Annotated in this window: 9 protein-coding genes; 3 read left to right on the top strand and 6 right to left on the bottom strand. The window is 58.8% G+C overall.

The window, feature by feature from the left end; genetic code table 11:
• Positions 1-16: 16 nt before the first annotated feature.
• Both AAHA39_RS00445 and AAHA39_RS00450 read right to left on the bottom strand, forming a co-directional pair.
• Positions 17-1,423 carry an alkaline phosphatase gene (locus AAHA39_RS00445; protein ID WP_407707129.1) on the bottom strand — a complete coding sequence of 469 codons (1,407 nt, stop codon included), beginning with the start codon at positions 1,421-1,423 and terminating at the stop codon, positions 17-19.
• Positions 1,424-1,434: 11 nt separating this feature from the next.
• Positions 1,435-2,832: an alkaline phosphatase gene (locus AAHA39_RS00450; protein ID WP_320655868.1), complete on the bottom strand. Its 1,398-nt coding sequence runs from the start codon at positions 2,830-2,832 to the stop codon at positions 1,435-1,437.
• 332 nt (positions 2,833-3,164) lie between these two features.
• On the opposite strand from AAHA39_RS00450, the gene ylqF reads away from it, so the two are divergent.
• Positions 3,165-4,115: a ribosome biogenesis GTPase YlqF gene (gene ylqF / locus AAHA39_RS00455; protein WP_033114400.1), complete on the top strand. Its 951-nt coding sequence runs from the start codon at positions 3,165-3,167 to the stop codon at positions 4,113-4,115.
• Between the two features lie 294 nt (positions 4,116-4,409).
• Positions 4,410-5,558, top strand: a complete 1,149-nt coding sequence (locus tag AAHA39_RS00460; protein ID WP_320655867.1) for an MFS transporter — start codon at positions 4,410-4,412, stop codon at positions 5,556-5,558.
• Positions 5,559-5,692: 134 nt separating this feature from the next.
• Here AAHA39_RS00460 and AAHA39_RS00465 read toward each other — a convergent pair whose 3' ends face one another.
• The 3 genes from AAHA39_RS00465 to dinG all read right to left on the bottom strand — a co-directional run bounded on the left by AAHA39_RS00465 (position 5,693) and on the right by dinG (position 9,558).
• Positions 5,693-6,589, bottom strand: a complete 897-nt coding sequence (locus AAHA39_RS00465) for a histone deacetylase family protein (RefSeq protein WP_320655866.1) — start codon at positions 6,587-6,589, stop codon at positions 5,693-5,695.
• An 81-nt stretch (positions 6,590-6,670) separates the two neighbouring features.
• Positions 6,671-7,330, bottom strand: coding sequence for a YccT family protein (locus AAHA39_RS00470; RefSeq protein ID WP_320655865.1), 660 nt, complete (start codon positions 7,328-7,330; stop codon positions 6,671-6,673).
• 155 nt (positions 7,331-7,485) lie between these two features.
• Positions 7,486-9,558, bottom strand: coding sequence for an ATP-dependent DNA helicase DinG (gene dinG / locus AAHA39_RS00475; RefSeq protein WP_320655864.1), 2,073 nt, complete (start codon positions 9,556-9,558; stop codon positions 7,486-7,488).
• A 399-nt stretch (positions 9,559-9,957) separates the two neighbouring features.
• Between dinG and AAHA39_RS00480 the strand changes: the two genes are divergently transcribed.
• Positions 9,958-11,016 carry a porin gene (locus AAHA39_RS00480; protein WP_320655863.1) on the top strand — a complete coding sequence of 353 codons (1,059 nt, stop codon included), beginning with the start codon at positions 9,958-9,960 and terminating at the stop codon, positions 11,014-11,016.
• Between the two features lie 852 nt (positions 11,017-11,868).
• On the opposite strand, the gene tyrA is transcribed toward AAHA39_RS00480, so the two are convergent.
• Entirely contained in the window at positions 11,869-12,996 is a 1,128-nt protein-coding gene (tyrA, locus tag AAHA39_RS00485; RefSeq protein WP_156852079.1) for a bifunctional chorismate mutase/prephenate dehydrogenase, read from the bottom strand.
• Positions 12,997-13,007 lie beyond the last annotated feature (11 nt).

Here is a 13,007-nt window from a genome sequence, read left to right on the forward strand (position 1 = left end):
TGCCGGGCCTTGTCGTCTACAGGCCGAGCGCCTCCTTCAGCTTGCCGAACACCCGGGTGTTGTCCAGCGTCCCCTTGAAGCGGCTGCTGCCGGCGCCGTCGGCAAACAGCATTACATCGCCGCCGCCGTGGGTCTCGGAGCCGAGCTTGACCCCGGTCTCTTGCAGGTAGTCGTCCGCCATCACCTGATCGCTGGTGAGAGTGGGACGCACGTTGGGACGGTTGGGGCCGTTGCCGAACACCAGTGTGGTGAACGGCTTGCCATCCACGTCGTTCTGGGTCGAGCCGTCGCCATTTTTGACCAGATCCAGCACCTTGTTGCCCTTGGCGGAGTAACCGTTGATGGTCATGGTGTGGTCATGGTCGGCGGTGACCACGATCAGGGTATCTTTCAAATCCACTTTGCCGAGCGCCGTTTTGACCGCGTCGTCCAGTGCCACCGCGTCGGTGAGCGAGCGCTTGGCATTGGTGCCATGCAGGGCGTGATCGATCCGGCCCCCTTCCACCATCAGGAAGTAGCCCTGACTGTTCTGGCTCAGCAGATCGATCGCCTTGGCGGTCATCTCGGAGAGCGACGGCTGGGTATTGGCCGCCCCCTTGGCGACCCGATCCAGCTCGTAGTCGAGGTGGGATTTGGCGCTGAACAGGCCGATGAGCTTGCCGCTCTCGACCTTGGCAAGGTCAGTGCGAGTGGTGACGTAGCGATAGCCCTGAGCGGTCATCTCGGCGGTGAGATCCCGCCCGTCGGCACGGCCGCCCTTGTTGCTGGTACTGTTGTAGGGCGTCCAGTGGTTGGCGCCGCCCCCCATCAGCACATCGACCCCGTTCCCCAAGGCTGTGTTGAAGCCGGCGCCGCCCGGTACCGCCTGTGCGGCGATGGCGTAGGCGGCATCCCGATGGCAGATGTGGGAGTAGGTGGCCGCCGGGGTGGCATGGGTCAGCTCGGTGGTGGTGACGGCCCCCACCGACTTGCCCGCGGCCTTGGCCAGCTCGAGAATGGTGGGCACCGGCTTGCCGTTGTCGCTGGCGCAGTTGTTGATGCCCTTGTTGCCGTTGGCGTCCTTGCCGGGGGCGACGGCTTTGGTGTCGCTGCTCATGGCGATCACCTCGTTGTTCATCTTGACCCCGGTGGTGTAGGCCGCCATGGAGGGAGCCGAGTCGGTGGTCTGGGCATCGTTGGAGAAGGTCTTGATGCGGGCGCTGCGGGCCAGCTTCATCATCTCCAGATTGCCCTCTTCCCCCACCTTGTAGAGACGGGTAGCAGTGAGCACGGTGGGGCCCATGCCGTCACCGATAAAGAGGATGACGTTCTTGGCATCGGCGGCCTGTGCCTGGGCCGCGCCGCCGAGGGCGGCCAGCAGGGCCGTGCTGACCAGGGTTTTATGCAGATTCTGCTTCATGGATTGGTTGATGGCTCTTTTCATGGGAATGCTCCTTACAGCCCGGCCGCAGCCTTGACCTTGCCGAACACGGCGGTGTTGTCGAGTGAGCCGTGGAAGCTATCCGCTCCCCGACCGATGGCGCCGAGGAAGACGTCGGTGCCGCCGTGGGTCTCGTTGCCGATTTCACCCACCTTGACCACTACCTCCTGGTGATAGTCGTTGGCGGAGACGGTGGCGTCATCCAGCGGTGCCACGCTGCTGCGCGGCCCGTCCACTCGGTTGTAGCCGTTGCCAAAGCCGATGATGGTGTAGGGCATGCCGTCGGCATCCTTGCTCGGCTCGCCGGTTTCGTAGTTCTTCACCAGCCCGAGCACGCCGGGGTTGTCGGCGGTGGTCTTGCCGGTACGCTTGGCGTAGCCGTTGAGTACCAGGGTGTGGTCATGGTCGGCGGTGACCACGATCAGGGTGTTTTTCAGCTCGGGATCGGTTTTCTTCACCTCGTCGAGGGTCGCCTTGATGGCGTTGTCGAAGGCGAGGGTGTCCTGCAGCGCACGCTTGGCGTTGGTGTCATGCAGCGCGTGGTCGATGCGGCCCCCTTCAACCATCAGGAAGTAACCCTGCTTCTTCTCTTTGAGCTGCTTGATGGCGGCCAGGGTCATCTGGGCCAGGGAGGGCTCGTTGGCGGGGCGATCCAGGTCATATTTCATGTGGCTTGCGCCAAACAGCCCCAGTAGCGGCTTGCCCGCCTCGGCCTTGTTCAGCTCGTCCAGATTGCTGGCAAACTGGTAGCCTTTGGCCTTCATCTCGGAGATGAGGTTGCGGCCATCCTCGCGCTTGCCTTTGTCGGCCTTGGGCAAGAAGAAGCTGCTGCCGCCGCCGAGCACCACGTCTACCCCCCCTTTAAGGGCGCTGTTGTAACCGGCACCGCCGGGCACCAGCTGGGCGGCGATGTCGGCTTCCAGATCCCGGTTGCAGAGGTGGGCATAGGTGGCTGCCGGGGTGGCGTGAGTCACCCGGGTGGTGGTGACCACGCCGGTACCGCGGCCGGCGGCCTTGGCCAGCTCCAGCAAGGTGGTGGCCGGCTTGCCGGCGCTCTTGCTGCAGTTGCTCTCCTGAGTGGCGTCGCTGTCCATGCTGATGACGCCGTTGTTGCTCTTGACCCCGGTCATGTAGGCGGACATGGAGGGGGCCGAGTCGGTTACCTGAGAGTCGTGAGAGAAGGTCTTGATGAAGGCCGTCTCCGGCAGGGTATCGATGGTGAGGCTGCCCTCTTCACCAACGCCGTAGATGCGGGCGGCGGTCAGGGTGTTGAGCCCCATGCCGTCGCCGAGGAAGAAGATCACGTTCCGGGCGCCAGAGCCGGGTTTGTTCTCCTGTGAGTTGTTCTCTGAGTTGCAGCCGGCGACCAGTGCGGCCCCCATCATCACTGCAACACCTGCCATTTTTTTCATCGAGGTTCGCTCCTTGTAAAACCTGAGCGCAGCCTAGAGGTCGCAGATGACACTTTTAGTGAGAGTGAATGACAATCCGGTGAAAGTGATATCTGAATGTGATGTTGTATCAATCACTTATCTATCAATAATCGGACTCTGCAGCGCAGCCTGACAAGGCTGACAAACGGGAGGAAATCTGGCCGGTTTAGGACCTGCGGGCTAGAATGGCCTGTCAAATCGGGGCGGGTGCAGGTAAAATGCGCCCCCTTGCGACGCCCTGCGTCCACCACCGCTCGCCGCTCGCTTCATTGCAAGCCCGCGCCCGCAGTCCCTAGATGAGAGTAACGGATATGTCCATCAACTGGTTCCCCGGTCACATGCACAAGGCCCGCAAAGAGATTGCCGAGGTCATGCCCCAGGTCGATGTCATCATCGAAATGCTCGACGCCCGCATCCCCTTCTCCAGCGAAAACCCGCTGGTGCCCGAGCTGCGCGGCGATACTCCGGTGATCAAGGTGCTCAACAAGGCGGATCTCGCCGACCCCGAGATCACCGAGCTGTGGGTGGCCCACATGGAAAAGGAGAAGGGGATCAAGGCGTTGCCCCTTACCCAGCAGGAGCCCGAGAAGATCAAGCAACTGCTGACCCTCTGTCACGAGATGCTGCCGGAGCGCAATCTGGAGCTGCGCGGCGTGCGCGCCATGATCATGGGTATTCCCAACGTGGGCAAATCGACCCTGATCAACACCCTGGCCGGACGCATCATCGCCCGCACCGGCAACGAGGCGGGGGTAACCAAGTCCCAGCAGCGGATCAAGCTCGACAACCACGTCATCCTGACCGATACCCCGGGCTTTTTGTGGCCCAAGCTCAACCCGCCCTCCTGCGGTTATCGGCTGGCCATCACGGCGGCTATCAAGGATACCGTCTATGACTATGCGGACATCGCCATGTTCGCCGCCGATTACTTCCTCAAGGCGTATCCGGAGCGGATCAAGGCGCGCTATCAGATTGAAGAGCTGCCCGAGACCGAGATCGAGCTGCTGGATCTGATCGCCCGCCAACGCGGCTTCATGCGCAAGGGCGGGCTGGCGGATCTGCACAAGGCCTCCGAGATCCTGGTCAACGAATTCCGCTCGGGGATGTTGGGCCGCATCTCGCTGGAGACCCCGGAGATGGTGAGCGTAGAAATCGTGGAAGCTGATGCCGAGGCCGAGCAGAAGGCCAAAGAGAAGGCGGAGCGGGAAGAGGAGCGCCAGGCGCGGGCCCGTCGCAAGTACGCCAAGAAGCGTCAGCGTTAACCGGCATTTAGCTCGGTATTAAAGAAGAGGCGGCCCACGGGGCCGCCTCTTCTGTTTATGGCCGCCAAAGCGAGCCAAGGTAGCGCGAAGGGATGATTTTCAACTGGCCATATCCCGGTTTTATGGCCAAATTTCTCGTTAATCAAAAGGATACCGCTGGTGTAAAATGGGGGCATATCTCGCAGCAATCACTGCGTGCAACAAAACCTTGCAACTTGGTTACAGCGCCGATTGACAATGGATTTGGCAGTGGCATGATGCGCTCGCATTTTGACTCTCCTCACGGTTCTACCCATGACCACATACACCCGGCCAGTGCTGTTACTGCTCTGTGGCCTGTTGCTGCTGACCCTCTCCATCGCGGTGCTCAATACTCTGGTGCCGCTCTGGCTGGCCCATGACAATCTGCCGACCTGGCAGGTAGGCATGGTCGGCTCCTCCTATTTCAGCGGCAACCTGCTGGGAACCCTGCTGGCGGGCACCCTGATCAAGCGCTTTGGCTTTAACCGCAGCTACTACCTCTCCTCTGTTGTCTTTGCCGCAGGTTGTGTCGGGCTCGGTATCACCCTCGGTTTCTGGAGCTGGCTCGCCTGGCGATTCATTTCCGGCATCGGCTGCGCCATGATCTGGGTGGTGGTGGAGAGCGCGCTGATGTGCAGCGGCAACGCGCACAATCGGGGGCGACTGCTGGCCGCCTACATGATGGTCTACTACCTGGGAACCGTGCTTGGGCAGCTGCTGGTCAGCAAGCTGCCGACCGGCCTGATGGACGTGCTGCCCTGGGCGACCGGACTGGTATTGGCGGCGATTCTGCCGCTGTTGTTCACCCGCATCGTCAGTGAGCACAGCGAAGCACAGGGAACGACCCGGGTCTGGCCGATGCTGCGGCTGCGGCAGGCGCGGCTCGGGGTCGATGGCTGCATCATCTCCGGCATCGTGCTAGGGTCGCTCTATGGTCTGATGCCGCTCTACCTCAATCATCAGGGGGTGAGCGATGGGGAGATCGGCTACTGGATGGCGGTGATGGTTAGTGCCGGTATCCTGGGGCAGTGGCCGGTCGGCCGTCTGGCGGATCGCTTCGGGCGTCTGCCGGTATTGCGGGTGCAGGTGCTGGTGGTGATCCTGGGTTGCGCAGCCATGCTCGGCGGCGTGGCGATGGGGCCGGCCCTGTTTATCTTGGGCGCTGCCGGTTTTACTCTTTATCCGGTAGCCATGGCTTGGGCCTGCGAGAAGGTCGAACACCATCAGCTGGTTGCCATGAATCAGGCGCTGCTGCTGAGCTATACCATCGGCAGCCTGCTCGGCCCAGCCTATACTGCGCTCCTGATGCAGCACCTTTCGGACAACTTGCTCTTCATCATGATCGCCGGCGTGTCGCTTATCTATCTGCTGATGCTGCTGCGCCCCATGGGGAAACACCCGACGCCGGTGGCCCACGCCTGAATGGATGCCAGTTGCAGGGCGCTATCCTCGCTTCCCGAGAAGGGATAAAGACGGCGCAATGAGGCGCGATATAACGCAGAGGCGGCCCTTGAGCCGCCTTGTTGTCTGCAACGGCAGTTATCAGAGATTAACGGCTAACCGTAACGCTTTTTTGCCTCTTCAAACAGGGACATATGCAGCGGGATCAACTGCTGCCAGTCGCGCCGGTAACCGCCGCCTGGCACCGCCGCAATAGGCAAGCCGTGCTGCCGGGCGCACTCAAAGACCATGGCATCGCGCTGGCGTACCCCCTCATCGCTCAAGGCAAGATAGCCAAGCTCGTCGCCCCGGTGTACGTCCACGCCGGCCTGATAGAGGATTAGGTCGGGAGCGTAGAGGCGCAGCGCCAGGTTGAGCGCCTCTGCCAGCGTGGTGAGGTAGGCATCGTCCTGCATGCCGCTAGGCAGAGGGAAATCCATGTGGGAGGCTGGTTTGTGACGGGGAAAGTTGTGCTCCCCGTGCAGGGAGAGGGTAATGATGTCGCGCCGCCCTTGGCACAGGGCTGCGCTACCATCCCCTTGATGGACATCGAGGTCGACGATCAGCACCTGTTCACAGCGCCTCTCGTCGAGGCAAGCCTGCGCGGCAATCACCAGATCGTTGAACAGGCAAAAACCGCTGCCAACATTCCGGTGGGCGTGGTGATAACCGCCGGAGATCTGCAGGCCGCAACCCTGCTCCAGGGCGTGACGGCTGGCGGCAATGGTGGCACCCACCGAGCGCAGGGTGCGTTCAATCAGCAAGGGAGACCAGGGAAAACCAAGCTGGCGGATGGCGCTCGCATCGAGGGTGCCGGCGAGGGCCGCCTCAACATAAGCCGCATCATGCACGCTCTCTATCTGTGCGCGGCTGGCGGGCTCGGCCTCTGCCAGTGGATAGCCGAGGCTGCCCAGCTGCTCAAACAGCGCTTGATACTTGGCCAGCGGGAAGCGATGACGCTCCGGCAGGGCCAGGGCAGAGTAGAGGGGGTGATAGAAGATGCGCAGTGACATAACGGCAGGGCCTCTCCAGATATGAAAAAGGGGAGCCTGGCTCCCCTTGTCTCTCCCGGCGATGCGGGATGAATCATCCAATTACTGCTGCTGTATAACCCAGATCTGGAACGCTTTGCGGGTCTCCGCATCAGCCTTGTTGTACCAGTTTTGCAGCTGGGTCAGGGCTTCCGGGTTGCTCTGGGCTTTGCTCGGCGCTACCTGAACCGGTGCACTGGCGGCAGCCATGACGGCCGCAGAGGAGACGGCGACAGTTTTGGGTTGGTTGAATGCCTTGCCCATGTTGATCAGCTCTTGCTGGTAGTCACGAGTCAACTGGAAGCCTTCGACTTTCGGCATCACGAACTGCTCGCTGGCCACGGTCTGACCGCTGATACTGTCTTTCAATACCACTTTCTGATTTTGCAGGAACTGCTTGGCTTCAATTTCGTTGCGAGGTTTTTTGTAGTCCAGCACCAGCTTCTGGTTGTCGGCGGCAGTAAAGTTGATTACCAGCGGTTCGGCAGTCACCAGCTTTATTTCGTTGCGGCTTGAGTAGTTTCCTTCAAAAGCAACAACCAGCTGATGCTTGCCAGCGCTGAGCGGGAAAGAGCTGGTTTTGTCGAGCAGCTTGGGATTGATAGGTTGGCCGTCGATCAGCTGGGCAACATAAGGGGCACTTACTTCGACCTGGGTATTGGCCAGGGCGCTACCCGCAAACAACAGACCAGCCAGTGCCGGTACCAGAACAGTCAGTTTCATTTCATCTCCTTGAACAGTCAGACGATTGCCTGCTGAAAACAGGGGCTCATTTTTACAGGTTTGGTTCACTGCGGCAATTGCTCTTTGAGCTGGCCGAAATTGGCTCGACTATCATCTTTTCTCTCATTAGCGGTGAGGGCGCAGCTATTAAGGGGCTATTCAACACGCCGCTTGAACGGGGGCAGGGCATCGAGCAGCCCCTTGCCATAGCGTTTGGTCAGCAGGCGGCGATCGAGAATGGTGACCCGCCCCCGATCGGCCTCCTTGCGGATGAGGCGACCACAAGCCTGAATGAGCTTGCGCGACGCCTCCGGTACCGTCAGTTGCAAAAAGGGATTGCCGCCCCGCTTCTCGACCCACTCGGCAGTGGCCTCTTCCACCGGCGAGTTGGGCACCGCGAACGGTAGCTTGGTGATGACCAGGTTGGTGAGGTAGTGACCAGGCAGATCCAGCCCTTCGGAAAAGCTGCCGGTACCGAACAGGATGCTGGCCTGACCGCCGTCGCACTTCTGCTTGTGCAGGGTGAGCAGGGCGTTGCGGGAGGCCTCGCCCTGTACCAGCAAAGAGAGCCCTTTTGCCCTGAGGCCAACGGCTACCTCGTTCATCTGCCGGTAGGAGGAGAAGAGCACCAGACTTGCCTCTTTACCCGCCAGCAGGCGTGGCAGGGCGCTAATCAGCTCGTCGGTAAAGGCTGGGGAGTTGGGCTCATGGGCCATCTTGGGCAGATAGAGCTCGGCTTTCTGGTAATCAAAGGGGGAGCGCAGACGCAGATAGCGGGTGCCGTCGTGCTCCTTCAAACCCACCTGATGGCGGAAATAGCTGAAGGAGGAGAGGGCGGTCAGGGTGGCCGAGACCAGCACGGCACCCAGACACCTGGACCAGAGCCACTCTTCCAGCAGATAACCCACCTCGATAGGGGAGGCATGCAGCCAGATGTCGCCATCGTCACTCTTGGCCATCCAGCGGGCGAGCGGGGTCTTCCCCTCGGGAATATGGCGCCCCAACATCTCCCACAGGGCGCAGAAGCTCTCCAGCCGCTGCAGATGAAAACCGCTCTCGGCTAGTAGCGGCTCGGCCTCTTTGCGACGGATCTCGCCATCTTTCAGGGCTTCACCAATGGCTGCCTGCATTCTGTCCAGCGCTCGCAGCGCCTTCTTGCTCGACTCCTTGAGATTTTCTGCCAGCATCGGCAGCGGGTCTGGCAATACCCCTTCGCCAAAACGGTAGTGCATCTCGCTGCCAAACAGCCGGTCATTGCTGGCGAGCCACTGCTCCACCGCCTTAAGGTCGGGTTGAATGGAGGCGAGGGCATCCTGCAACTTCAATTGCGGATCGATGAGGCTCTCTTTATTGAGCGTTCGAGTCAGCTTGCCGGCACTTTGCACCAGTTTTTCCAGCCAGCGGCGGGAGCCTTTGACGCTGGCCGAGGCGGCGCCGTGATCCCGGGCGATGGTGGGCAGGTGGTGCGCTTCGTCCAGCACATAGATGCACTCGTCGGGGGGCGGTAGGATGATGCCGCCACCCATGGTGAGGTCAGAGAGCAGCAGTGCATGGTTGACCACCAGCACATCGGCACTGTCCATGTCGTTGCGGGCGCGGTGGAAGGGGCAGTGTTGATGGTGAGTCAGCGCTTTGTTGCAGGTGTGGCGATCGGCGGCGATACGATCCCAACACAGGTCGGGAATGGGTTTGGGCCAGTTGTCCCGATCGCCATCCCACTTGCCTTCGGTGTAGGCCTGCCATAGCGCCTGATAACAACTCTTGTCGGCTTCTGACGGCTTGTGTTTGCTCAGAGCGCCAAAGTCGAATTCGAAGTTGGCCATCTCGCTACCGCTTGCAGCCTGCTCCAGCAGATGTTCGCAGCAGTAGCGCTGGCGTCCCTTGACCAGCATAAAGCGAAACGGCAACTCGCTGTGGCGGTGATAGAAGGGGAGATCCTTGTGGATCAGCTGCTCCTGCAATGCCACGGTGGCGGTGGAGATCACCAGCTTTTTCTGGGTCAATCTCGCGACGGGGATCGCTCCCTGAGCATAGGAGAGGGACTTGCCGATCCCGGTGCCCGCCTCGGCCACCAGAATACGGCGCTGCTTGTCATACTCCCCGGTCAGCGTCTTGGCTATCTCGGCGACCAGAAAATTCTGTTCTTTACGCGGCACAAAACCGGGCAAGCCATCCGAAATCTGGCGGTAGGTTTGACGAATGGTGGCTTTGAGGCGAGTTGACAGCATAAAGAGGAGGCCAGTTTGGTTGTTGCGCGGGGAAAGGCCAAGGATACCCGTATCCCCTTGTCGGGGTCGAGGGGCGCACTTTCATCACCCTCATTTCGTACTGGTCTGATGAGGTTGGTTGTTTATCAGGGAGTTAACTGCAATTACCTAAAAACAGGCTGTGCAAGTATAAAAAAACAGCAAAAAACATTGTAAACGTTTTCCTTTGGTGGGCGGATAATGTGAGAGCTGGCTCACATTTCCATCTCGGTGACTATGCTTTTCATAAAAAGTTCCAAGTTTTTTCGTTGCGGTTGTGAAAACCCGGTGCTAGTCTCGCCGTCATAGTGATGCAAAGTACATCGCTAACACAGGGAATAACAAAGACTTAGTGTTTAATTACAGTAGGCATTGGAAACTATGAAAAAGACAATTCTGGCTATTGCTATCCCGGCTCTGTTTGCATCCGCAGCTAACGCTTCCGTGATCTATGACAAAGACGGTACCACTTTCGATGTATACGGTCGTGTACAAGCTAACTACTACGGCAAGAGTGATAACCCCAACGAGCTGACCATGGCCCGTAAAGGCGATGCCGAACTGGTTGGTGCATCCCGTCTGGGCTGGTCCGGCAAAGTTGCTCTGAACAACACTTGGTCTGCCATTGCCAAAACCGAATGGCAAGTATCTGCAGAGAACACCGATGGTAGCACTTTCAAGGCTCGTCATATCTATGCCGGTTTTGATGGTGGTCAGAACGGCCAAGTAATCTTCGGTCAGACTGATACCGCTTTCTATGATGCTATCGCCGCAACCGATATCTTCAACGAGTGGGGCTCAAACGGTAACTATTACGATGGTCGCCAAGAAGGTCAGGTCATCTACTCCAACTCCTTCGGTGGTTTCACCGGTAAGCTGTCCTACCAGACCAATGATGACACCGCTGTCGTAATTAAAGACGTTGGTGGCAAGGTTAAGACTGAATCCTTCCCTGACCTGAAGCGTAAGTATGCTTATGCCGCTGCTGCTGGTTACAAGTTTGATTTTGGTCTGGGCTTCAATGCTGGCTACGCATACTCTGATCTGGAAACCAAGAAGATTACTCCTACTCAGAGTGGCGAGAAGTCCGAATGGGCGCTGTCTACCAACTATGCAATCAACGGTTTCTACTTTGCCGGTATGTACACTCAGGGTTCTGTGAAGAACGATACCACCGGTTACAAAGATGAGGGCCGTGGTTACGAGCTGGCAGCCTCTTACAACGTAGACGCTTGGACCTTCCTGGCTGGCTACAACTTCAAAGAAGGCAAGGCCAACGCACAAGCCTCTGGCTCCAGCTACAAGGATCAGGTTGACGAGACCCTGCTGGGTGTTCAGTACGCTTTCACTCCGAAGCTGAAAGCTTACACCGAATACAAAATCCAGAGCATGGACAAGATGGACGACGAGTGGACTGTTGCAATGCAGTACAACTTCTAATAAGAAGTTGCTGACAAGCGATATCCAAGCTTGAGTCTTTGACCAAGCGATAAAATGGCCGGATTGATATCCGGCCATTTTCTTTTTGGCGTCTTGCTGTCTTGGCGGCTATTGAATGGGTGGCTGGGTAAGCCATATTGCTGTCCAAGTTGCCAAAGCCGTTGTAACGATTAATCTCTCCTGCTCCTCATAAATGTCTTCAGGCTAACAGGCGCTACGTTCTGTTGAGTGAACAGCCCAAATTCGGGCACGGCCTATATCCGGTGGAGAATGGCTGCGAAGGAGCTGGGGGAGAAATATATGTGCGGTATAAACAAAAATTAGGTCATTTGGTGAAAATACATAAATTAAATTTATGGCGGCCTTCTTGGCCTGTTGTCGGGGTTTGGAGCATTGTATTCAACGTAGTGAAGGATGTGGCTGACCTTAAAGAGTTGTCTAATTGAGAGCCTGTTGGACGGACGTTATAGCTTTTCGTGTATCTGTAATGGTTTAGTCCTCCTCAGATCTGTGGCAGAAGAGGCCAATAGCCGATAGGGCTGAGTGGGCCTGTGGTTTGGCTGTTCGGTTGTATTGCAGCTTGATGTTTAATTGCCGATTGCCGTCAGATGGATAGCAAGCGAGCGACCATTGGCAGTAGGCAAGAAAACCGATGTCGCTATTTTCAGTTGATGTGCTGGTAAGGGAAGAGTGCGGTCTGCAACAGGATCACCAACCTGCGTTTAGGCCGGGGCTTTTGGATAGCGTGCCAATAAATGAAGAGCCAAGAAACAGCGTGGCAATTAAGGGCGTACCAATAAAAAGGGAAGATGAGAGGCATCTTCCCTTGGCAATCGGTTGGTGCGGGCTCGCTCAGCTGTGCTGGCGGCGATCGTTGGCTTGTGCCAGCAGGGTGCGGCTTTCGCGCAGGAACTGGTCGGCGTGTTCGCCAAAGAAGCCGGAAACCTGGCTGAACGCCTCGATAAAACCGTCCCTGTCTCCACGCTCCAGCAGACCCAGCGCCTCGCCGAAGTTCTGGTAGTAGCGGCGGATCATCGCCAGGTTCTGTGGCGACGACAAAATGATGTCGGCATAGAGGTGGGGATCTTGGGCAAACAGCCGCCCCACCATGGCCAGCTCGAGCCGGTAGATGGGGGAGCTCAGCGCCAGCAGTCGCTCCAGATTGGCCCCTTCCCGCGAGAGGTGCCAGCCGTAGGCAAAGGTGGCAAAGTGGCGCAGCGCCTGGATAAAGGTCATCGCCTCATCGTGGGCTTTGGCTTCCACCTGCTGCAGGCGGGCGCCCCAGATGGTCATCTGCTCCAGCAGCCACTGGCTGGCGGCAGCGTCACGTCCCTGACAGCAGACGATCACCTGTTTGGCGAGACTTGCCACATCCGGTCCGAACATGGGGTGCAGACCCAGCACTGGCCCCCGGTGTACTGCCAGCATATGCTCGAGCGGCGCTGATTTGACGCTGGTGACATCGACCAGCAGGCAATCTGCGGGCAGGTTGCCGAGCCGGTCGATGATCTGGCAGGTGATGTCGATGGGCACCGCTACCATCACCAGACCGGCTCCGGCGAGGATCTCGTCTGCTCTTGGCCAGTCGGCCTGTTCGAGGGTATCGACGTGATAACCCGAGAGGGTGAACATATGGCCAAACAGGCGGCCAAGCTGGCCCTGACCGCCGATGATCACCACCTTGCCCAGATCCGGCTTCATGCACTTGAAGCCGGTATCTTTTTCACTGGCGTAAGATTCGCGCATCACCCGGCGCAGCACGTCTTCGATAAGGTCACCCGGCACGCCCAGTGCCTCGGCTTCGGTACGGCGGCGGGCCAGCATGCTGGCTTCCCGATCCGGTGCGTAGATGGGCAGGCCGTGGCGGCTCTTCACTTCACCCACTTCTCCCACCAGCGCCAGACGAGCGGCCAGCAGATCGATAAGCTGCCGGTCTACCGCATCAATCTTGTCCCTGAGGGCATTCAACTCTTCTGCCATCTTCAGTCCCT

Source organism: Aeromonas sp. SE22 (assembly GCF_038739755.1).
GTDB lineage: Bacteria > Pseudomonadota > Gammaproteobacteria > Enterobacterales > Aeromonadaceae > Aeromonas > Aeromonas jandaei.

Coding starts and splice junctions, on each gene's coding strand:
- AAHA39_RS00445 (WP_407707129.1), bottom strand. CDS start 1,423: ATGAAAAGAGCCATCAACCAATCCATGAAGCAGAATCTGCATAAAACC.
- AAHA39_RS00450 (WP_320655868.1), bottom strand. CDS start 2,832: ATGAAAAAAATGGCAGGTGTTGCAGTGATGATGGGGGCCGCACTGGTC.
- ylqF (WP_033114400.1), top strand. CDS start 3,165: ATGTCCATCAACTGGTTCCCCGGTCACATGCACAAGGCCCGCAAAGAG.
- AAHA39_RS00460 (WP_320655867.1), top strand. CDS start 4,410: ATGACCACATACACCCGGCCAGTGCTGTTACTGCTCTGTGGCCTGTTG.
- AAHA39_RS00465 (WP_320655866.1), bottom strand. CDS start 6,589: ATGTCACTGCGCATCTTCTATCACCCCCTCTACTCTGCCCTGGCCCTG.
- AAHA39_RS00470 (WP_320655865.1), bottom strand. CDS start 7,330: ATGAAACTGACTGTTCTGGTACCGGCACTGGCTGGTCTGTTGTTTGCG.
- dinG (WP_320655864.1), bottom strand. CDS start 9,558: ATGCTGTCAACTCGCCTCAAAGCCACCATTCGTCAAACCTACCGCCAG.
- AAHA39_RS00480 (WP_320655863.1), top strand. CDS start 9,958: ATGAAAAAGACAATTCTGGCTATTGCTATCCCGGCTCTGTTTGCATCC.
- tyrA (WP_156852079.1), bottom strand. CDS start 12,996: ATGGCAGAAGAGTTGAATGCCCTCAGGGACAAGATTGATGCGGTAGAC.